General features: G+C 40.6%; 16 protein-coding genes. 7 read left to right on the top strand and 9 right to left on the bottom strand.

What is annotated here, in order from left to right:
* Nucleotides 1-91: 91 nt before the first annotated feature.
* The 4 genes from dnaJ to NE363_RS00165 all read right to left on the bottom strand — a co-directional run bounded on the left by dnaJ (nt 92) and on the right by NE363_RS00165 (nt 6,054).
* On the bottom strand, nt 92-1,204 hold the full coding sequence (gene dnaJ, locus NE363_RS00180) for a molecular chaperone DnaJ (protein ID WP_004704700.1): 1,113 nt from the start codon (nt 1,202-1,204) through the stop codon (nt 92-94).
* Nucleotides 1,205-1,308: 104 nt separating this feature from the next.
* Nucleotides 1,309-1,686, bottom strand: a complete 378-nt coding sequence (locus tag NE363_RS00175; protein ID WP_002053984.1) for a hypothetical protein — start codon at nt 1,684-1,686, stop codon at nt 1,309-1,311.
* 139 nt (nt 1,687-1,825) lie between these two features.
* Nucleotides 1,826-4,951 (bottom strand): efflux RND transporter permease subunit, encoded by a 3,126-nt coding sequence (locus NE363_RS00170; RefSeq protein WP_200026986.1) that lies wholly within the window; start codon nt 4,949-4,951, stop codon nt 1,826-1,828.
* Nucleotides 4,948-6,054, bottom strand: a complete 1,107-nt coding sequence (locus NE363_RS00165) for an efflux RND transporter periplasmic adaptor subunit (RefSeq protein ID WP_039253951.1) — start codon at nt 6,052-6,054, stop codon at nt 4,948-4,950. Before NE363_RS00165 ends, NE363_RS00170 begins: the two co-directional genes overlap by 4 nt.
* A gap of 149 nt (nt 6,055-6,203) precedes the next feature.
* Between NE363_RS00165 and NE363_RS00160 the strand changes: the two genes are divergently transcribed.
* From NE363_RS00160 to NE363_RS00145, 4 genes are all read left to right on the top strand, one after another.
* Nucleotides 6,204-6,827, top strand: a complete 624-nt coding sequence (locus NE363_RS00160) for a TetR/AcrR family transcriptional regulator (protein WP_039254035.1) — start codon at nt 6,204-6,206, stop codon at nt 6,825-6,827.
* 171 nt (nt 6,828-6,998) lie between these two features.
* Nucleotides 6,999-9,683, top strand: a complete 2,685-nt coding sequence (gene ppc / locus NE363_RS00155; RefSeq protein ID WP_445535600.1) for a phosphoenolpyruvate carboxylase — start codon at nt 6,999-7,001, stop codon at nt 9,681-9,683.
* 297 nt (nt 9,684-9,980) lie between these two features.
* Complete coding sequence (locus NE363_RS00150; RefSeq protein WP_004704691.1) at nt 9,981-11,276, top strand: solute carrier family 23 protein; 1,296 nt, start codon at nt 9,981-9,983, stop codon at nt 11,274-11,276.
* Between the two features lie 79 nt (nt 11,277-11,355).
* Complete coding sequence (locus tag NE363_RS00145) at nt 11,356-12,246, top strand: LysR family transcriptional regulator (RefSeq protein ID WP_445535599.1); 891 nt, start codon at nt 11,356-11,358, stop codon at nt 12,244-12,246.
* A 9-nt stretch (nt 12,247-12,255) separates the two neighbouring features.
* Here the strand turns inward: NE363_RS00145 and NE363_RS00140 are convergent, their stop codons facing one another.
* The 3 genes from NE363_RS00140 to ilvD form a co-directional block, all read right to left on the bottom strand.
* Nucleotides 12,256-12,987, bottom strand: coding sequence for a sulfite exporter TauE/SafE family protein (locus NE363_RS00140; RefSeq protein ID WP_445535598.1), 732 nt, complete (start codon nt 12,985-12,987; stop codon nt 12,256-12,258).
* A 78-nt stretch (nt 12,988-13,065) separates the two neighbouring features.
* Nucleotides 13,066-14,355: a hypothetical protein gene (locus tag NE363_RS00135; RefSeq protein WP_445535597.1), complete on the bottom strand. Its 1,290-nt coding sequence runs from the start codon at nt 14,353-14,355 to the stop codon at nt 13,066-13,068.
* Nucleotides 14,356-14,668: 313 nt separating this feature from the next.
* Complete coding sequence (gene ilvD / locus NE363_RS00130) at nt 14,669-16,498, bottom strand: dihydroxy-acid dehydratase (RefSeq protein WP_019458622.1); 1,830 nt, start codon at nt 16,496-16,498, stop codon at nt 14,669-14,671.
* Between the two features lie 348 nt (nt 16,499-16,846).
* Here ilvD and fmt point away from each other — a divergent pair, with 348 nt between their 5' ends.
* Nucleotides 16,847-17,809, top strand: a complete 963-nt coding sequence (gene fmt, locus NE363_RS00125) for a methionyl-tRNA formyltransferase (RefSeq protein ID WP_445535596.1) — start codon at nt 16,847-16,849, stop codon at nt 17,807-17,809.
* Nucleotides 17,806-19,110, top strand: coding sequence for a 16S rRNA (cytosine(967)-C(5))-methyltransferase RsmB (gene rsmB / locus NE363_RS00120; RefSeq protein ID WP_445535595.1), 1,305 nt, complete (start codon nt 17,806-17,808; stop codon nt 19,108-19,110). Before fmt ends, rsmB begins: the two co-directional genes overlap by 4 nt.
* 42 nt (nt 19,111-19,152) lie before the next feature.
* On the opposite strand, the gene NE363_RS00115 is transcribed toward rsmB, so the two are convergent.
* Together NE363_RS00115 and NE363_RS00110 are read right to left on the bottom strand one after the other, a co-directional pair.
* On the bottom strand, nt 19,153-19,296 hold the full coding sequence (locus tag NE363_RS00115) for a methionine/alanine import family NSS transporter small subunit (RefSeq protein ID WP_004704675.1): 144 nt from the start codon (nt 19,294-19,296) through the stop codon (nt 19,153-19,155).
* Between the two features lie 12 nt (nt 19,297-19,308).
* Entirely contained in the window at nt 19,309-20,787 is a 1,479-nt protein-coding gene (locus NE363_RS00110) for a sodium-dependent transporter (protein WP_004704674.1), read from the bottom strand.
* A 630-nt stretch (nt 20,788-21,417) separates the two neighbouring features.
* Between NE363_RS00110 and NE363_RS00105 the strand changes: the two genes are divergently transcribed.
* Nucleotides 21,418-22,110: a TIGR04219 family outer membrane beta-barrel protein gene (locus NE363_RS00105; RefSeq protein ID WP_445535594.1), complete on the top strand. Its 693-nt coding sequence runs from the start codon at nt 21,418-21,420 to the stop codon at nt 22,108-22,110.
* The last annotated feature ends 28 nt before the right edge of the window (nt 22,111-22,138 follow it).

Here is a 22,138-nt window from a genome sequence, read left to right as displayed (position 1 = left end):
CAGAATAAAAATAATAAGATGAATCAGCGCAATAAAAAGGCGGATATTTTTGAATATCCGCCTTCTTTTTAGCTTCTGATCTAATCAAGCATTAATCGAATAAGCGATCAAAGAATGATTTTTTCTTTGGTGAAGATGCACTGTCTTCGCCATCAAATGATGCTTGTAATTCTTTGAGTAATTCACGTTGACGAGACGTTAAGTTAACTGGTGTTTCTATGACGATACGGCAAAGCAAATCACCCACCATACTGCTACGTACAGGACGAACACCCTTACCACGTAAACGGAATAATTTACCTGTTTGAGTTCCCTCAGGAATCTTCAAGCTAACGCGGCCTTCCAAAGTCGGGATTTCAATTTCTTTACCAAGTGCAGCATCAGCAATGCTTACTGGTACGTCCATATATAAATCGGCGCCATCACGTTGGAAAATTTCATGCTCGCGAACAACCACTTCAACGTATAAGTCGCCCGCTTGACCATCACGGATAGCCTCGCCTTTACCACTTAAACGAACGCGGTCGCCATTATCTACACCCGCTGGAATAGTAACTTCCAATGTTTGCTGGCGATCAGCTACACCTGAACCATGACATGCATGGCATGGGTTTTTAATAATTTTGCCTTGGCCACGACACGTGCCACAAGTTTGTTGTACAGAGAAGAAACCTTGCTGCATACGTACTTGTCCTGAACCATGACAAGTTTTACAGGTTTCTACATCTTTTGGATTTTGAGAGCCTTTACCATCACACACATCACATGGTGCCGGAGCAGTAAAGGTAATAGTTTTCTTAACCCCTTTTACAGCTTCCTCAAGGGTAAGTTCCATGACATAGCGTAAGTCTGAACCGCGACGTTGGCGTTGCTGACGTCCACCGCCACCAAACGCTCCACCAAAGATATCACCGAACTGGCTGAAAATATCTTCTGCACTGAAACCGCCAAAGCCACCACCAGCACCACCAAAGCCGCCTTCAAATGCATTATGTCCCATACGGTCATACATGCTGCGCTTTTCGCTGTCCGATAAAATCTCATAAGCTTCAGAAGCTTCTTTAAACTTTTCTTCTGCTTCAGCATTGTCAGGGTTTCTGTCAGGATGATATTTCATCGCCAATTTACGGTAGGCTTTTTTGATCTCATCATCACTTGCGGTTTTTGAAACGCCTAAAACCTCATAATAATCACGTTTAGCCATGTTTGGCGGTGCTCCTCACGGAAATTTTATCAATACTCTATTGCCGACTAAATGGGGGGCTTTAGCCGAATTTACAAGGGGAAAACTTTCAAAAAACAGATATATTAAAAAACTGCCTTATTTTTTAAATATTTAGACAAGCCTTTTAACCATGCATTTAATAAAAATAACCAAGCAATAGCGCTAAAAACAACACCAGCAACTGTTGATGCCGTTACCCAAAGGTTGCTGTTCCATGCAAAAAAGAAGAGAGGAATAAACCAAACAACAGCAAAAACTGACATGAAGAGGAATAGAATACCATTGCGCATAATCCAGAGCGCATGAGCATGAATCCAAACTTCCGCATCATCCACAACAGCTACTTTACGAGCGACCAGATAAGCAAAGGCCGCAAAAATAACCGTAAACAATGCAAGAAACATGAACGCATAAGAAATTACAATATAACGGCGATGCTGTTCGATATGGTCTTGCCCCATCTGTATTTCACCTCAATTCACTGCACTATGCCTATTTTTTATGCAGCGAAATAATCCTGTATTTTTTGTGTAAAGACAGGTGCTACTATATTGGACTTTTCAATATTTCGCACCTTTATTCACAAAAAATTTATGTATTTTATGCTGTTTTTTTCACCTTAAACCACGCAGCATACAATGCAGGTAGGAAAAACAATGTCAGCATGGTCGCTACAATCAGCCCGCCCATAATTGCAACGGCCATTGGACCGAAGAAAATACTCCGCGAAAGTGGAATCATCGCTAACACAGCTGCTAAAGCTGTCAGAATAATTGGACGGAAACGACGTACTGTTGCATCAATAATTGCTTCCCATGTTGGATGCCCTGCTTGCCTATCTTGTTCAATCTGATCAATCAAAATGAGCGAGTTACGCATAATCATACCGGACAAGGCAATGGTTCCTAGCATGGCCACAAAACCAAATGGTTTATTAAACAGAAGTAAGAACAGAACAACACCGATTAAACCTAATGGCGCAGTCAAGAACACAATCGTTGCCCGAGACAGACTCTTAAGCTGAATCATCAGTAATGTCATCACAACCGCTAAAAACAGTGGCATACCGGCATTAACTGAACTTTGCCCACGTGCCGACTCTTCGACAGTTCCACCCACTTCAATCAGATAACCACTTGGTAATTCAGCGCGTAACTTGTCCATTGATTCGGCTAACTCACCCACAACAGTCGCTGGCTGCAATTTGGTACGAATATCTGCACGCACAGTAATCGTTGGTAAACGGTTACGATGCCAAATCAGACCATCCTCAAACTTATATTCAATTTTCGCAATCTGGGCTAACGGTACTGTCGTTCCATTGGCTGTTGGGACTGCTAAACTTGCCAGTGAAGCGACTTCAACACGCTCAGCTTGATCACCACGCAAACGGATTTCAATGAGTTCTCGCTTTTCACGATACTGTTCAATTGCACTACCTGTAATTGAAGCGTTCAGGAAGTTCGCCAAATCCACACTAGACACACCCATTTGTCGAGCACGGTCTTGATCAATCTGAATTGCAATAATCTTACTCGGCTCACCCCAATCTAAATGCACATTGGTAGTATTTGGGTTTTCACTAATGACCTTAGCAACCTGCTGCGCCTCTTTACGTACCAAATTGAGATCTTCACCTGAGACGCGATACTGCAATGGATAACCCACAGGTGGGCCATTTTCTAGTAATGACACACGAGTACGGACTTGTGGAAGCAGCTGTTTAATTTGGGTTTCTAGCGAGCGACGAATTTCATCGCGGTCATCAAGTGAGGTCGCTAAAACCACAAACTGTGCAAAGCTAGCCTGTGGCAATTGCTGGTCTAACGGTAAGTAAAAACGCGGTGAACCTGTGCCTACATAAGCCACATAGTTATCAATACCTTTTTGTTTAGACAGAAACTGTTCAACCTTTTTCACTGCTTGTTCTGTAGCGGTTAAAGAAGCGCCTTCTTCAAGTTTTAAATCGACTAAAATTTCGGTACGGTTTGATGGTGGGAAAAATTGCTGAGGAACCATTTTAAACATCAGTACAGACAGCACGAATATCCCAACCGTTGTCGCAATTACAGACTTACGGTAGGTCACACAAAACTCGACCATTTTCCTAAAACGTAAATAGAAACTAGATTGATAAGGATCGTAATGATGGTCCTGTGAAATCTCGATCGTTTGTGGTTGCGGTTTTTTCGTTAATCTTGCCCATAAACGAACATACCAAGGTGCTTGATGTCCTGTCTTAGTAAAATCAGGCAGTAGTTTTTCACCCAAATAAGGCACAAATAAAACTGCGGCAACCCAAGACACCAATAAGGCAATGGTCACTACCTGAAAGATCGAACGCGTGTATTCACCTGTACTAGACTGTGCAGTAGCAATAGGTAAAAAGCCCGCTGCCGTAATGAGTGTCCCTGTCAGCATTGGAAATGCTGTGGTTTTCCACGCAAATCCGGCGGCCTTAATTCGGCTATAGCCCTGCTCCATCTTAATTGCCATCATCTCGACTGCAATAATCGCGTCATCGACGAGTAAGCCTAAAGCTAAAATCAGAGCACCTAGAGAAATCTTATGTAGTCCGACATCGAATATATTCATGCCGGCAAAAGTCATTGCTAAAACCAAAGGAATGGAAAAAGCAACCACTAAACCTGTACGGAAACCTAAAGAGAAAAAGCTCACTAACAAAACAATAATGACTGCTTCAGCAAGTACTTTCACAAACTCATGAATACTGCGTTGCACAGCTACTGGTTGGTCAGACACCTTCTGTAATTTCATACCTAAAGGTAGAGTCTTTTGCAGCTGGGCAAATTCCGTTTCCAGATTTTTACCCAAGGCAATAATGTCACCACCCTTACGCATTGAGACAGCAAGGCCAATACCATTTTCACCCATGAAACGCATACGTGGCTGAGCTGGTTGACTAAAACCGCGGTAAACGTCAGCGACATCACCGAGTTGAATGGTTTTGTTGCCTACCAGTAAAGGCGTTTTCTTAATTTCATCAACGCTCTGTAAATGTCCACTTACCCGAATTTGAATACGATCCGTACCAGTTTCAAAGAAACCAGCGCTTGCCATACTATTTTGCTTTTGTAAGGCTTCTTGAATTGCAGAAAGAGGAATACCGAGCTGAACGGCTTTAGTGTTTGAAATCTCAATCCAGATTTTTTGGTCTTGTAAGCCAACCAATTCGACTTTGCTCACGTCCTTGACACGTTGTAGCTGTAATTGCAAACGATCGGCATATTCTTTCAAAAGTGCATAGTCAAAGTCCTTGCCTGTCAGTACATAAATATTACCGAAAGTATCACCGAACTCATCATTGAAAAAAGGGCCTTGTACACCGCTTGGGAGTTCAGTGCGAATGTCATTGACCTTTTTACGAACGTTGTACCAAACATCAGGAATCTGTGCCGACTTCAATGAATCCTTGGCAAAGAAAGTAACCATAGACTCACCCGGGCGGGAGTAGGCCATAATCTTTTCATACTGCCCTGTGGTCATCAGTTCCTTTTCAATGCGGTCAGTTACCAACGTTGAAACTTCTTTGGCAGTCGCTCCAGGCCAGTAGGTTTTGACGACCATCACTTTAAAGGTAAAAGGCGGATCTTCACTTTGTGATAGTTTTGAATAAGAGATTGCACCGATAATGCCAAGCAACAGCATGAAATAAAGGACAATGCCTTTATTATTCAGTGCCCATTCCGAGAGATTGAATTTCATGGCTTCGTTGCCCCCTGAATTTTCACCGCACGGTTTTCACGGTCAATCGGATGAATCTTCTGCTTATCGCGTAGCAAATGAACCCCACCAATCACAACCCAATCATTTGGTGTTAAACCAGTTAACACGGGCACACTATCTCTGCCATATGCCCCAACTGTTACAGGTACTTTACGTAAAGTTTGGTTGGCATTGACTACCCATACATAAGCTTGATTATCTGTAGCTGAAACACTCGAAAGTGGCACACTCATGACATTAGTTTGAGTCGAGCTAAAAAATACGCGAGCACTTTGTCCAAGCTGAATAGCAGATTGGCCTTCTTTGAGAGCTACCTTAACTGTAAAGGTACGAGACTGATCAGCCGCAGGAGAAACTTCGCGTACATACCCGGCAAATTTTTCATTCGGTTTAGACCACAAAGTAATCCAAGCCGCTTGACCAACTTTAATCTCGGCAACCGCTTGTTCAGGTACACCAATGACCACTTCACGCTCACCATCAATCGCCAATTGATAAGCTGCTTGACCTGCTGAAACGACTTGTCCAATTTCAATATTACGCGCTGTAATCACCCCGTTTTTATTAGAAATAAGTTGGTTATAACCAGTTTGGTTTGCAGAAACTTCATAGTTAGAGCGGGCTTGTTGTAACGCTGCTTGAGCCGCGTCGTACTGATTTTTGACCGTATCAAATTGTGAACGGCTTACTGCATTGACAGGTAATAATTGTTGAAAACGTTTAAGTTCATCTGATGCTGTTTTCGCTGCTGCCTGTGCATTTTGTAATTGAGCTTTGGCAGCATTTAATTGTAGCTGAGCATCTGCTACATCGAGCTTTGCTAATACTTGTCCAACTTTAACTCGGTCGCCGACATCGACATAGCGAGCCGTAACTTGTCCACCCACCCGAAATGCCAAGGCAGTTTGTTGTCGAGCCTGTACATCTCCTGCATAGCTTTTTAATTCGTTTAGTGTGGTCGAAGGCTGCGTCACCATCACATAGGGTATTTCTTCTGTTTTGGGAGCCTCTTTACTACACCCCATTAATGTGACCGTGCAAACAATCACCATACTCATGATGAGAGGTTTTAACAGATTCATATCTTATCGCTCTTATTCAAACTGGTTTTTTAAGGCACAATATGCTTGCATCATAGTTTGTTTGTTTTTTAATTAATATACCCATGGGTACATTAATTAAAGAAAAACTTATAAATATCTATTTTTTTAAACTTTTATTAGAGGGTTTTGTGCAAACAGTTAATCAAAGTGGTCGTCCTAAAGATCTGGAAAAGCGTGCTCGTATCCTACAAGCCGCTAAAGCTATTTTTTTAAAATCTGGTTATCACGGGACCAGCATGAACCAGATTGCACAGGAAGCCGGAGTTACTAAACTCACGGTTTATAACCACTTTCAAGACAAAGCAAACCTGTTTATCTGCGCGATTACCGAAACTTGCGAAGAGACTCTAGGCACTAAACCATTTGAATTAGATGCATCGGCAGATTTTTATCAAACACTGTATATGGTGTGTTCGCGTGCCTTGCAGATTATTTATTCACCTGAAGCATTAAAGCTTGAACATGTGTTATTTGAACTCGCAGCAGAACAGAGCCCTTTAGCTGAACAATTTTTCACGGCATCCCATACCCGACTTCAAAATCTGTTAGCCGCGTTCTTCCAAAAAGCAGCTGAGCTAGGTTTTATTCAGGCCGATGATCCCGTTTATCAAACAGAGCTTCTTTTAACGTTGTTGCTTGGTGTACGTCACCATAAAGTTCTACTTAGGATTATTGCTGTACCGAATGCGCAAGAGTTAGACCAGATTATTCAAGATGCAATTCATTTATTCCTGCTTAAATATCGGAATTAAACCAAAGTCCGATTGCCAAAAGTTGCACTGAGTGCATGTCATCTTTTAAGTCGCTATAAGCGAATTAAATGTTATTTTTTAAGCAAAAATTCACATTTTCTTACGCTCAAAGCTTGGAATGTTTGTTAATCGCGCTATATTCGATAAGAATAAGAACAGGAGAAAAATAGCATGGTTCAGCAAATCGATGCGCCACTGCGTGAGGATGTCCGCTTACTTGGCAATTTGTTAGGTGAAACCCTAAAACAACATGCAGGACAGGAACTGTTTAATCAGATCGAGCAAATCCGTGCGCTTGCCAAAGGTGCACGTGATGGTCAAGCTGAAGCCGAAAAGCAATTAGAACAATTATTTTTAGAACTGCCCGATGAAGAGCTATTACCTCTCACCCGCGCTTTTTCTCACTTCCTCAATTTTGCCAATATTGCCGAGCAATACCATGTCGTGCGTAGCCGCAGACAGGCAGAATTTGATTCGGAGGCTAATTCTCCAAATCCACTTGTTCACTTATTTCAAAAATTTAAAGATAAAAGTATTTCGACAGAAAAACTATTCCAGCAAATTTGTGATTTAAATATTGAACTGGTACTTACGGCGCACCCAACCGAAGTCAGCCGTCGTACCCTCATTCAAAAATATGACGATATCAACGCTTGTCTTTCACAGCTTGATCAGCAAAAGCTTACTCCACGTGAACGCCAAAACGCACTTGCGAACTTAAAACAGCAAATTAGTTCGGCTTGGCAAACAGATGAAATTCGTCAGCACCGCCCGACTCCTGTCGATGAGGCAAAATGGGGCTTTGCAACCATTGAGCAAACGCTTTGGAATGCCGTACCTAAATTCATTCGTGAATTAAATGAGTTAGTTCAAGACAATTGCCAACAAAACTTACCACTCAATATTGCGCCAGTGCGCTTTGCATCTTGGATGGGTGGAGACCGTGATGGTAACCCGAACGTTACTCATCAAATTACCCAAGAAGTGCTGTGGTTATCACGCTGGCAAGCTGCTGACCTTTACCTGAGAGATATTGAAAATTTACGTTGGGAACTTTCAATCCAGACGTGTTCTGAAGAAATGATTCAGGCAGTTGGTAGCCAACATGCGGAACCTTATCGTGAGTATTTACGTGCAACACGCGAACGCTTAAAAGCGACTCGCCACTGGTTAGCGCAGCGCCTACAAGGCTTAGAAGCAGACGACAGCAATGTCATTAAAAGCAAAGATGAGCTGTTACAACCATTATTGCTGTGCTATCGCTCTTTAATTGACAGTAACCTTCCTGAAATTGCGAATGGTCAGCTCCTCGACTTTATTTACCGTGTGAACTGTTTTGGTATTGAACTACTTAAACTCGACATTCGCCAAGAATCAGGTCGCCATCGCCAAGCCATTTCAGCCATTACCGAATATTTAGGTTTAGGTAATTTTGAGTCATGGACTGAGCAAGCACGCCAAAACTTCCTCATTCAGGAACTACAAAGCAAACGTCCACTTCTACCGAAATATATTAATGAACCGGAAGGTAGTTTGATTGGCCACCCAGATGTTCAAGAAGTATTTGCAACTATGCGTACTTTGGCTGACCAACCGCCTGAGTCGTTAGGCGCTTATATTATTTCGATGGCTGAATATCCAAGCGATGTTTTAGCTGTATTGTTACTGCAAAAAGAAGCAGGTATTCAGCATCCTTTACGTGTCGTGCCTCTGTTTGAAACTCTAAAAGATTTAGATGGCGCTGCAACTACCATGAATACGCTGTTCAATATGCATTGGTATAAGCAGCACATTCAGGGCAAACACGAAGTCATGATCGGTTACTCCGACTCAGCTAAAGATGCTGGCTTCATGTCTGCCAACTGGGCGCAATATCGTGCTCAAGAAGAACTGACTGCTATTGCTCGTACACACGGCGTACAGTTGACTCTATTTCACGGTCGTGGCGGCTCAATTAGCCGTGGTGGTGCTCCAACCCAACAGGCACTATTCTCACAGCCACCAGGTTCAATCTCTGGCGCAATTCGTGTGACAGAACAAGGTGAAATGATCCGCTTCAAATTCGGTCTAGAAGGTATTGCAATGCAAAACCTTGAAATCTATACCGCAGCAACACTTGAAGCGACACTGTTGCCACCACCAGAGCCTAAAACCGAATGGCGTGAACTCATGAACCGTATGACAGATCATTCTGTGAAAGTTTATCGTCAAACAGTTCGTGAAAACCCACATTTTGTGAAGTACTTACGTACTGTCACACCTGAGCTTGAGTTACAAATGTTGCCGTTAGGCTCGCGTCCAGCAAAACGTAAAGTGAGTGGCGGCATCGAGTCTTTACGTGCCATCCCATGGGTATTTGCTTGGACACAAATTCGTTTGATGTTGCCTGCATGGTTAGGTACTGGCGCTGCCATTAATGAAGTGATTGCCGACCAACAAAAAGCAACACTTGATGAAATGCTTCAGCAATGGCCTTATTTCCAAACGCTCATTGATATGCTGGAAATGGTATTGTCTAAAGCCGATGCCAACATTGCACTCTACTACGAATCTCATTTAACTGAAGATGAAGATTTAAAAGTATTGGGTAACCAGTTACGCCAACGACTAAAAGATGCTGTACAAACTTTATTAACTCTAAAAGATGAGTCAAAACTTCTTAGCAATAATGATGTTCTTGATCAATCTATGCAGGTTCGTAAACCATACTTACTTCCTTTGCATCTTCTACAGGCTGAACTCATGAAACGCCGCCGCGATTACCTAGCGGAGCGTCAGGCAGAGAATACCCCTGTTGACCATGCACTGATGGTCAGTATTGCGGGTATTGCTGCTGGTTTACGCAATACGGGTTAAGCTTTTTTACCAATCGTTTGACAAAGCAGCACATCACCAATGTGCTGCTTTTTACTTGCAAAGTTCCTCATTTTTCATAAATTTTCCCCGATTTTTTATTTTTTTAAAAATTTTTTTAAAATCATAAAATTAAGCTTTATTATAAAAAAATAACTAATTCCGTATATTTAGAATTATTAAGATTATACCAATCGTTAAAAAATAATTACTTTTCTCCCATATACTTCTCTCTAGAGATTAAATGCTTTACCAAGAAAGGGTATGATTGCACCAATTAAAGAATAATGAGCTTATTTTATGTCCAACTGGTTTCCAAAATGGCAGCCTTACCAAGGTGATGTTGACCATCGACCGGTCTCTACCAATGAATATCTCCCACCAGTTCAAAGTGCCGTTTTAGGTATCCAACATGCATTTGCCATGTTTGGAGCTACTGTTTTAGCGCCGCTACTCATGGGTTTTAATCCTAACCTTGCTATTTTAATGTCCGGTATCTGTACCATCCTGTTTTTCTTAATTACAGGTGGTCGTGTTCCAAGTTACTTAGGATCAAGTTTTGCCTTTATTGGTGTGGTTGCAGCAGCGACTGGGCACATTACGGGTTCGGGTGCCAATCCAAACTTATCTATGGCGTTAGGTGGAATCGTAGCGTGTGGTATTTTTTACGCACTCATCGGTTTCATCGTAATGCTTACGGGTACACGCTGGATTGAAAAACTCATGCCGCCTGTAGTGACTGGCGCAATTGTGATGATTATTGGTCTAAACCTTGCACCTGTTACCATTAAAGGCGTTGCAGGCCAACCATTTGAAATGTGGATGGCATTAATTACTGTGCTTTGTATGGGCAGTATTGCAGTCTTTACACGTGGCCTACTACAACGCCTACTTCTGTTGGTTGGTTTAATCTTGGCTTATGCAATTTATGCCGTCACGACCAATGGTTTAGGTTTAGGTAAACCAATCGATTTTAGCCAGATCTCTCAAGCTGCATGGTTCGGTATTCCAAGCTTTTCACATCCTACTTTTGATACTAAAGCTATGCTAATTATTGCGCCAGTTGCGCTCATTTTAGTAGCAGAGAACTTAGGCCATATTAAAGCTGTTGGTGCAATGACTGGCGAAAACCTAACACCACAATTAGGTAAAGCATTTGTTGCAGATGGTTTGGCAACAACGCTTTCTGGTAGTGTCGGCGCGCCGGGGATGACCACTTACGGTGAAAACATTGGTGTGATGGCAGTCACTCGTGTGTACTCAACCATTGTTTTTGTGATTGCGGGTGTCTTCGCCATTTTCTTAGGTCTATCTCCAAAATTTGGCGCGGTGATTAGTACCATTCCAAGCGCAGTTTTAACAGGCGCGTCTATTGTCGTGTTTGGTTTAATTACCATTGCCGGTGCAAAAATCTGGATTGAAAACAAAGTTGATTTTTCTAATAATAAAAATCTGATTGTTGCTTCAGTCACGATTATTTTAGGTGCCGGTAACTTTGAATTATTGTTCGGTAATTTTAATTTAGGCGGTATTGGTACCGCAACATTTGCGGCAATTATTCTAAATTGGCTGTTTAGTTTAAAAGATAAAACTTAAATTCAAAAAGGCAGCGTAAGCTGCCTTTTTTCATTCCGATTTAGTATGATAAATTTTTGCGCTTCAATACGTTCCTATCATGCGTTTTGATTTTTTTGATTTACAGCTGGTTCTTCATATTGTCTCGACTGGTAGCCTCACCAAAGGTGCTGATCGCTCTGCGATTTCACTTCAGGCGGCGAGTGAGCGTATTAAAAAACTCGAACAGTATTTTGAAACACCTTTATTTATTCGCCAAACTACAGGTGTAGAGCTCACCACAGCGGGACATGCTTTTGTAGAACATGCTCGTCAGCTTTTAGCACAAAAAGATCAACTCGAACAAGAAATGCAGCGCTTTAAGTCTTCTACAATAGAGCCATTAACGCTTTGGTGTAACTCTTCTGCTCAAAGCGAATATTTGCCTCCGTTATTACCGCAATATTTAGTGCTTCATCCCGAAATGAATATCGATTTGCACGAAGCAGAAAGTTCAGAAATTGTAGATGCATTAACCCAAGGAATTGCGAGCCTTGGCTTAGTCTCAAGCTTTTTTGATACCCAACATTTGCAAACGAAAGAATTTGCGAGTGATCCTCTAGTTTTGATTTGTCCTGCTACACATGAGTTAGCACAATATCAAAAGCTAAATTTGGTAGAGGCTTTAAGCTATGGTTTTATTGGCCTTAAAGCCCACCACTCTTTGCAACAGTCCATTGAAACTCAAGCGAAATTATTAGGCTTTAACATACAGTACCGTTTGCGCTTACCTAACTTTAGCGCAATTGCTGAAGTCGTTGCCAAAGGCGTGGGTATTGCGATTATGCCCGCCCGTGCGGCGCATCGCCTCCAATCGGACTATGATTTCCACTCCATCCAATTACTCGGCGCATGGGCAAACCGAAAACTACTTTTGGCAACGCAAAATTTCAGCCAGCTGCCTAGCAGTTATAAGCAATTTGCAGATTTTCTATTAGAGCATCGCCCTTAGAAATTTGGTTTAGTGCAAAATCATATAAAGACCTAATGACACCAAACCTATAAAAAAGATACGGCGAAATAACTGCTCATTGAGTCGATAACGGATTTTTTTACCGATCCACATTCCAACTAACGCAGCCAACAGTGCAGCAAAAGATAAACGATAGTCCAGTGTTACTCCAGACATCGGGTTATGGTGTAAAAAGACTGCAAGGCAAATGGTAGAAACCGTAAACGTTAATCCCAAAGCCTGAACCAGCTCATCACGTTTTAAATGTAAAGACTGTAAGTAAGGCACGATAGGAATAATAATGACGCCTGTGGCTACAGTGACTGCCCCACCAATATATCCAATAATCGGCGATAACCAGCGCTCATATTTCGCTAAGTTTGGAAGCTTTTTGACACACAATCCATAAAGGCCATATAAGGCCAACATACTTCCTAATAAAATCTCACTACTATGCCCATGGCTTTGACTTAAAGTCGGTAAAAAGCTCCATATTGAACCGACCACAATACCTACGAGCAAAGTCCAGAAACGGCGAATAAAAGCCCAAACATGCCCCTCAGCAAAAAGCTGCCAAACATTGGTGACCATTGAAGGAACAATCAAAAGAGATGCAGCCTGAAAAGGGCTCATTGCGATGGTGAGTAAGCCCATTGATACTGCGGGCAAACCTAGGCCAATCATGCCTTTGATCATGCCAGCAAAGGCGAACACCATCATAATAATTGCTAAAAAAGTCACTGTTTATCTCCGATTCCCTACATGGTTATGCTACGGAAAAAACAGGTTTTGCCCTATTCTTGTTTTTAGGAGTAGGCCTCAATTAGAAGTTGAGGCCGTTTTGTATTTTTCTTCTAAAACATTACTAAAAATACTTTCAATCATCCAAACTCGGTACAAGCTATTAAATACATAACTTTGCCCATCAATACGTAGCTCTAAAACAGGCAAATCAGGCTGATGCTTGTCTTTGCAAAGTGCATCATTTTGTTCCAAGAGAGAAGGGACATCCTGTTCGGTTAAATGCTCAATGCCGAGTTGCTGTTGTAACTCTTGAAAATGCCTCTGGAAAGATAGGTCTTTTCCTTTCGTCCAAACTGCCTGCAAAATCGTAAAAATTGCATCGAGTTGCTGACTTTCCGGCACACTATAAAAAAGCTTTGCCATCTCAAGAGTACTTTCTTCTGTAGGACGACAAAACGGTGTAAAAGCCACCTCAGTACGTTTAGAAACACGTGTTGCCAAGCTCCAGTCAAACCAGTCTCGACCTTGGTAACTGAGCGGATAGACTTTTAACTGAATATCATAATAGTCTGCGAGTTCTTCTTTAATATATGCGAGAAGTAACCAGCTCATCGGATCTTCTAAAGCAATAAATACATCAAGCTCAGGGTGAAGAGCCTGAATTTCATTGAGTGCTTCAGCATCATTAATCAAATGTTCACGCCATTCGATATGATTAATTAAAAAAATCGGAATACCTGTCAGTAACTTTTGTTGTTTTAAACGACGGGTTAGGCGTAATAAATCATCCACTGCGTGATATTTACGTCCACCAAATTCAAAGTACGCTGCCTGTACAGGCTCATCTGTAAAAATACGTTCTGGGAAGTGCTGTGGTATCTGATGCTTCACCGCCATGGCATGTAAAGTACGTAACTTTCCATATTGCTGTTGCCAAAGCATGTGAAAGATATCTTCAAGTAAATGGAAGAAGTTCTGACCTTGTAATGGGGTTCTTTTTAGTATGACAGCGGCTTGTTTTAAAGCTTCTTGGCTTGGGATTTCTGGGAACTCATCAAACGCAAAACGATGCTGATTTGCTAAAATCTTGGCATCATTTAAACAATAATTCTGCCATTCCTCATGTGTCATGCTGTTTGGAGGTTCAGAAGCTGTATGAGAAATAATAATTTTTAAAGGTTTAAGCTCATCACTTAAAATTTCATCAAGCTGAGACAATTGCTGAACAGCCAGATAGCTATACACATCATCAAGTCGTAAATAAATACTTAAACCATTTTCCGTGGGTAACACCGCTTGACGAGAAGGTTTTTGGTAAAACCAGCTCGATCGGATAGGGTCAAACCAACGGCGTAGCAGTGACATGAGTAGTGCCTCTAAAAAATAAATCCTAAGCGAGATCAAAAGTTATTTGATCATAGTGCAAGGTTAAACAGTAGTCGAGATAGAAAAATGACTACCTAAGTTCACGCAGAAAATATGTCATGTTATTTCGCGAGTTTCTGCGTAGGTGAAGATTTTATCACCATTTTATGGCAAACCCATAGAATGATCTGAAAACACCTTTTTCTACAAGCGGATTTTTTTTACCAGACATAAAAAATGCACCCATAACATGATAGCAATTCATCGTGTTAATGGGTGCATGTTTCCTATTCAATTATTAAAATTGAATATTTTATAGAACGCGTACCGCTCCTTTTGCCGCACTTGTTGTATGCATTGCATAAACTTTTAACGCTTTTGATACTTTACGTTTACGTTCTTCTTTCGGATGCCAGCCTTTCGCTTCCTGAACTGTACGGCGGTGCGCCATAGTCGCATCATCAACGTTTAAGTGAATCGTACGGTTTGGAATATCAATTTCAATGGTATCACCATCTTCAACTAAACCAATTGCACCGCCTTCCGCAGCTTCCGGCGAAACATGTCCAATTGAAAGACCTGATGAACCACCAGAGAAACGACCATCTGTCACCAATGCACAGTCTTTTCCTAAACCTTTCGATTTAAGATAGCTGGTTGGGTAAAGCATTTCTTGCATACCTGGACCACCACGTGGACCTTCGTAACGAATCACCACAACGTCACCAGCTTTAATTTCATGGCCCAAAATTGCATCTACAGCGGCATCTTGGCTTTCAAATACGCGTGCTGTACCCGTAAATTTCAGGATCGATTCATCAACGCCTGCAGTTTTCACGATACAACCATCAAGCGCGATATTGCCGTATAGAACTGCTAACCCCCCATCTTTAGAGAATGCATGCTCTGCATTACGAATCACGCCTTTTTCACGGTCACCATCTAAAGTTGAGTAGTAACGGTTTTGTGAGAATGCCACTTGAGTTGGTACGCCACCCGGAGATGAACGATAGAACTCATAAACATCTGCATCTTCAGTACGAATAATGTCCCACTTATCTAATGCATCTTTTAAAGTTTTCTCATGTACAGTCGGTACAGATACATCAAGTAAATTCGCACGATCAAGCTCACCTAAGATCGCCATAATGCCGCCCGCACGGTGAACATCTTCCATATGAACATCTTGTTTTGCAGGTGCTACTTTTGAAAGTACAGGAACTCGACGTGATAATTCGTCGATGTCATCCATGGTGAAATCAACTTCAGCTTCACTTGCCGCAGCCAATAAATGTAGAACTGTATTGGTTGAACCACCCATTGCAATATCAAGCGTCATCGCATTTTTAAATGCAGCCTTAGTTGCAATTGAACGAGGTAAAATACTTGCATCTTCTTGTTCGTAATAGCGCTTAGCCAATTCGACAATAAGCTGACCTGCTTTTAAGAATAATTTTTTACGGTTTGCATGCGTCGCAACAATCGAACCATTACCCGGTAAAGATAAGCCTAAAGCTTCGGTTAAACAGTTCATTGAGTTTGCAGTGAACATACCTGAACATGAACCACAGGTTGGACATGCTGAACGTTCAAATTCTGCAACTTCTTCGTCTGTATAACTTTCATCAGCCGCAACAACCATGGCATCTACAAGGTCTATCGCTTTTTCATTACCGCGGAATTTAACCTTACCCGCTTCCATTGGGCCGCCAGACACAAAAACTACTGGAATATTTAGGCGCATCGCAGCCATCAACATTCCCGGTGTAATTTTGTCACAGTTTGAAATACACACCATGGCATCTGCACAGTGTGCATTCACCATATATTCAACTGAGTCAGCAATCAAATCACGTGATGGTAGTGAATAAAGCATGCCATCATGCCCCATTGCGATACCGTCGTCCACTGCAATTGTATTGAACTCTTTAGCAACACCACCTGCTGCCTGAATTTCTGCTGCGACAAGCTGCCCTAGATCTTTTAGATGTACATGGCCTGGAACAAATTGGGTAAATGAGTTGACCACTGCAATAATTGGTTTGCCGAAATCTTCATCTTTCATTCCTGTTGCACGCCATAAGCCACGTGCGCCAGCCATATTTCTTCCGTGTGTCGATGTTTTTGAACGATAGTCAGGCATTAGTGTTTCCAACAAGTTGTGCTTGAGCGGAATTTCTCCCACTCTGGCTGAATGATACTGATATAGCGTTAGATCAGTCGGAATATTGACTCATCATCATAATTTGATCATTCTCCATTCTATAGAAGCAAATAATATAGGGAAAGCCAATAACGATAATACTCAGTCAATATTTAGCAAAACTTACATGAATAATTTTTTATTTTTTTATAACCTTTTTTTATCAATAAAATTTTTTCAATAATTTTTTGTTCACTATTAAAAAACTAAAACGCTCGATCGCTATGAGTTTAGGGCTTCAAACGTTTTTCACGTATACTACCCATAAACTCTTTTTGGATTGCATTTGTGAAAATTATTTTTGCTGGCACCCCCGAATTTGCTGCAACAGCATTGGCGGCTTTATTAAAAACTTCCCATGAAATTATCGCGGTTTATACTCAGCCAGATCGTAAATCGGGTCGTGGACAAAAACTAACGCCATCTCCTGTAAAACAGCTTGCACTTGAACACAATATTCCTGTTTATCAACCACTCCACTTCAAAGCTTCAACTGAAGAAGGCTTGGCTGCTCAACAAGAACTTGCTGCTTTAGGCGCTGATGTGATGGTGGTTGCAGCCTATGGTTTGATTCTTCCACAAGCTGTGCTCGATACACCTAAATATGGTTGCTTAAATATTCACGGTTCATTATTACCACGCTGGCGTGGAGCAGCGCCCATTCAACGCGCGATTGCAACAGGTGATGAAGAAACTGGTATCACCATCATGCAAATGGCTGCCGGTTTAGACACAGGCGATATGATGTATAAAACCTATTGTCCAATCACTGCCGAAGATACTTCTGCGACTTTGCATGACAAACTTGCAGATCAAGGTGCAACAGCAATTTGTGCGGTACTTGAGTCAGAAGAAACACTACAAAAATATTTAGCAGAACGCGAAGTCCAAGACGAAAGCTTAACGGTTTATGCTCATAAACTCGTCAAGTCAGAAGCTCGTATTGATTGGTCAATAGATGCTGTTCAAATTGACCGAAATATCCGTGCATTTAACCCTTGGCCAGTCGCTTTTGTTCAGCTTGATGAAAACAATGCACTGCGTGTTTGGAACTCAACAGTTTCTAGCCAAAGCAAAGCAGATGCCCAAGCTGGTGAAATTATTGCAATTGATAAACAAGGCATGCATGTTGCTTGCGGTGAAAATACATTTATTTGTTTGACAAGTGTACAGTGGCCGGGTGGTAAAGCATTAAATGCTCAACAAATAGCGCAAACTCAAAAACTTCACGTAGGACAGATTCTGCCATGAGTCAGGTTACTTCAAATTCATCACGCTTTAACCTACGTGCTCAAGTCGTCCAAACGTTACTAAAAGTTCAGCAAGGGCAATCACTTGCTAGTATTTTAAATACACAGCTCAATCAAGTGGCAGAGCGTGACCGTGCACTATTTCATGAGCTTGTATTAGGTACATTGCGTCAATGGTTTGCCCTTAAATCAATTAGCTTACCTCTACTCAGTAAGCCTTTAAATAATGAGACAGTAGAAACCTGCCTATACGTTGGTCTTTATCAAGTTTTATGTACGCGTATTGCAGCACATGCTGCCATTTCGGAAACAGTAGATGCGACCAAACAACTTGGATTCCCTGCACTCAGTGGCATTGTAAATGCTATTTTACGCCGAGCTACTCGTGAAACTGATGATTTTCAGCAAGGTTTACAGCAAGCGCATGGCTTACCAAGTTGGCTCTTTAAGCGACTAAAAAAAGATTGGGGTGAACAAACCGAAGCACTCTGCCAATCATTAAAACAAGTTGCACCTTTAACTTTACGAGTGAACCAGCGACACATTGGTCGAGATGCTTATTTAGCAAAACTACAAAGTCTAGATATTCAGGCACGTGCATGTGCTCTATCTGAAGCAGGTATTGTTCTTGAGCAATCTGTACAAATTACCCAGCTGCCTGGTTTTGAAGATGGATGGTTTTCTGTACAAGATGAACATGCACAGCTATGTGCAACCCTATTGCCTGATTTAAACAATAAAACAGTGATTGATGCGTGTGCTGCTCCGGGTGGTAAAACAGCTCACTTGCTGGAAAAATTTAAACCAGCACAGTTAATCGCCATTGATCAGGATGCGAGTCGTTTAGTGCGTGTGACTGAAAACTTAAATCGACTACAGCTAGACCAAAGCCATACTGAAATTCTGGCTGCGGATGCGACTAAGTGGACTCCGGCTGAACCCGTAGATTGTATCGTGCTTGATGCGCCTTGTTCTGCGACAGGTGTAATACGACGTCATCCTGACATACGTCTATTGCGTCAATCTACCGATATAGCGCAAACCATTGAGCTACAAAAGCAGATTTTGGAACACATGTGGCAACAACTTAAAGTTGGTGGCACATTGCTCTACATCACTTGTTCAATTTTAAAAGCTGAAAATGAACAACAGATGATCAACTTCTTTGCAGAGCATACCGATGCAAAAGAAGTGAAAATCGAAGCAGTTTGGGGAATTGAACAAACTCATGGCAAACAATTGTTGCCACAAGCTCAATCTGGTGATGGATTTTATTATTGTAAAATCCAAAAAATCGCATAAAAAAAGCAGGCTTAAGAGCCTGCTTTTTTTTCTAGACCAATATCAAAGTGTGTGCTGGTCTTTTACTTCTTCTAAAACTTCATCTAACTCTTCAGGATGCTTAGATAAATGTAAGATGGATAAAGCCAGCCCACCCCACACAAACACCATTGAAATAATCATCATCACGATTGCCGAAGTATTCATTCCTTTATCCTCCTAGCGATCTTTCATTTTGCTTAACACGATAGCAACGACTGCACAGAAAATTACACTGCCCCAGCCGAATATACCTTGTAAGCTCATACTATAAGTATCATAGCCATTTTTGATCAAATTAAAAACAGTCATAGAAAGTGTTGTTAATAAGATTAAAGAGGTAATAACAGTTAAAGTGAAGTCCCAACCTTTACCTAATTGAATAGTTGAAATTCGGTTTACATGGTCACGAAGCTCTTTAAGTGCTGAACGTTTAAACCAAGCTACACTAATAATTGAGATCAATGCACCACCAATAATCCCAATGTTATTAATAAAGTGGTCAACAATATCAACAAGCTTAATAGCATTTACACTTGAGAATAAAATAATTGATACAAGCGCACTACCACCACCGATAATGGTTACAGCTTTCTTACGTCCCCACTTCAACTTATCTTGCATCGCTGCAATAGGTACTTCTAAAATACTGACCATTGAAGAAATACCAGCTACAAATAATGAAGAGAAGAACAAAAGACCAAATAGGTCAGCACCAGAACCTAAACTTGAAATAATTTTAGGGAAAGCAATAAATGCGAGTCCAATACCACCACTTACAACATCTTTAACTTCAGTACCTGCTGCATGTGCCATAAAACCAAGCGCAGCAAAAATACCAATACCCGCTAAAATCTCTGTCGATGCATTGGCAAAACCAACAATAAGACCAGAACCTGTTAAATTGGTTTTTGGTTTTAAATAAGATGCATAGGTCACCATGATCCCGAAACCAACAGAAAGTGAAAAGAAGGTATGACCGTAAGCAGCTAACCAAACTTTATAGTCCATCATAGCAGACCAATTTGGGGTAAAGAATGCATTTAAACCTTGTGCCGCACCTGGTAAACGCAACGACTGAATCACTAAAATAGTAAATAAAACAAACAATAAAGGCATGAAAATCTTGTTAGATAATTCAACACCTTTTTTCACTCCACCATATAAAATGATTAAAGTCAGCGCCCAAATTCCCACAATTGGCCAAAATAGATGACTTACAAACTGCAAATCAAAGCCTGTTGCTTTTGAGGTCTGTAAGTAAGTATTGAAGAAGAAGCCTTCTGGGTCACTTCCCCACATTTGACCAATAGAGAAATAAATATAACTGCCAGCCCAAGTCAGTACACTTGCGTAGTACAAACCGATGATGATACAAACACAAACCTGCCACCATCCTAAAGTTTCTCCACCCTTAAACAAAGCTCTATAGGCTTTAGGAGGTGAACCTGTACTACGATGACCTACCGCATAATCTAAAAATAGTAACGGTAAACCAGCAGTAATGAGTGCAAGTAAGTAAGGAATAAGAAACGCACCACCACCATTTTCATATGCAACGTATGGAAAGCGCCAAATATTACCTAAGCCTACAGCCGAACCAACGGCTGCAATAATAAAACCAGATCGTGACGTCCAGTTTTCACGAGAATCTGTCATAGAACACCTAATGTTAAGAGATTACTTATTTTTACTGCTATTGTTGATTGTTATTCCGCATGCAAAAAAAGAACCAAAAAATACTTTTGTGTTTGTAGAAAATAAAATGAACCTTTTGAGTATTTTTCTTCCCTAAACAAACAAGCAAAAATAGAAAATTCTTCCTTAAAGATTTTTGTCCATTTTTTGCCCCTATATAGCTGAACAATACCTGTTTTTATTTCTTTTTACTGTAATTTCCATCTGAAATTTTACGTTTTTTTAGAAATTTTGATCTAGTCTGATCATTTTTTAACTGATATTAGTATTTTAAAGCATATTACTGTGCTGCTATATACAATGATATTTTCTACCATTTAAATTCTTTTAGATTTCGCAAAGTGGATATATCAACTAATTTTTCTCATAATAATGAGTAAAACATCATTTTCTTTTTTCACAAAATTTATACTAAGTTCTATAAAATAATTTTCACAACAAAATACATATTTTTATATAAAAATCAAAAACATATAATATTTTAAAAAATTAAAACTCTATAAGTTTTTTATACACTATTTTTCATCAATGCATAACTACTAAGATATCTATATCATGCGCTCAAAGATTTCTTTTTCTTAGGATATGATGATGAAGATATTAAAAATGTCTTTTCTAGCACTCGGGATGAGTCTTAGTGGATTTGCTCAAGCGGATTTTATAGGGGTTAAAGGAGACGTGAGTTACTGGTTTTACGATGGTAAAGCAAACATGTCTTCACAATTACCAGATGACCAAGATTTAGATCGAAAAGGTAGTGCTCAACTATCATTAGCTTTTGAGCACCCAATTCCATTTATTCCAAATGCAAAAATTCGCTATGTAAATCTAGATACGCAAACTAAGTCAGAAACCTTAGGCCAAGCTAACTATAAAATTAATTTAGATCATAGCGATTTTATTCTTTATTACGAGTTACTCGATAATATCGTGAGTGTAGATGCTGGTCTTGGTGCAACTGTATTAAATGGTGATATCACTGCTTATACTGGCAAACGTGTGGATATAGATAAAACATATCCTATCGCTTATTTGTCAGGCGAAGTAAAACTTCCATTCACAGGTTTAAGTGCTAAAGGCGAAGCAACCTATACAAACTTTAATGATGCAAAAATTACTGATGCATTAGCAGAGGTAAAGTATAAATTTATCGATAATTTAGCAGTTGATTTAGGCTTGAAAGCTGGCTACCGCGTACTCAATATTGACTTAGATGATTATGATAGTAATGACCTAAAATTTGAGTTTAAAGGTCCTTATGTTGGTTTAGATGCACATTTTTAAATCAGACTTTCAGATATAAAAAAGAACT

The organism is Acinetobacter sp. G18 (assembly GCF_052660225.1).
Note: the sequence above shows the minus strand (reverse complement) of the source record. Positions and strands in the feature narration are given on the sequence as shown.

Excerpts from the sequence above, each read along its gene's own strand:
- NE363_RS00150 (WP_004704691.1), top strand. The coding sequence starts at position 9,981 with ATGTCCAACTGGTTTCCAAAATGGCAGCCTTACCAAGGTGATGTTGAC.
- NE363_RS00145 (WP_445535599.1), top strand. The coding sequence starts at position 11,356 with ATGCGTTTTGATTTTTTTGATTTACAGCTGGTTCTTCATATTGTCTCG.
- NE363_RS00115 (WP_004704675.1), bottom strand. The coding sequence starts at position 19,296 with ATGAATACTTCGGCAATCGTGATGATGATTATTTCAATGGTGTTTGTG.
- ilvD (WP_019458622.1), bottom strand. The coding sequence starts at position 16,498 with ATGCCTGACTATCGTTCAAAAACATCGACACACGGAAGAAATATGGCT.
- dnaJ (WP_004704700.1), bottom strand. The coding sequence starts at position 1,204 with ATGGCTAAACGTGATTATTATGAGGTTTTAGGCGTTTCAAAAACCGCA.
- NE363_RS00170 (WP_200026986.1), bottom strand. The coding sequence starts at position 4,951 with ATGAAATTCAATCTCTCGGAATGGGCACTGAATAATAAAGGCATTGTC.
- NE363_RS00135 (WP_445535597.1), bottom strand. The coding sequence starts at position 14,355 with ATGTCACTGCTACGCCGTTGGTTTGACCCTATCCGATCGAGCTGGTTT.
- NE363_RS00105 (WP_445535594.1), top strand. The coding sequence starts at position 21,418 with ATGAAGATATTAAAAATGTCTTTTCTAGCACTCGGGATGAGTCTTAGT.
- rsmB (WP_445535595.1), top strand. The coding sequence starts at position 17,806 with ATGAGTCAGGTTACTTCAAATTCATCACGCTTTAACCTACGTGCTCAA.
- ppc (WP_445535600.1), top strand. The coding sequence starts at position 6,999 with ATGGTTCAGCAAATCGATGCGCCACTGCGTGAGGATGTCCGCTTACTT.
- NE363_RS00110 (WP_004704674.1), bottom strand. The coding sequence starts at position 20,787 with ATGACAGATTCTCGTGAAAACTGGACGTCACGATCTGGTTTTATTATT.
- NE363_RS00165 (WP_039253951.1), bottom strand. The coding sequence starts at position 6,054 with ATGAATCTGTTAAAACCTCTCATCATGAGTATGGTGATTGTTTGCACG.
- NE363_RS00175 (WP_002053984.1), bottom strand. The coding sequence starts at position 1,686 with ATGGGGCAAGACCATATCGAACAGCATCGCCGTTATATTGTAATTTCT.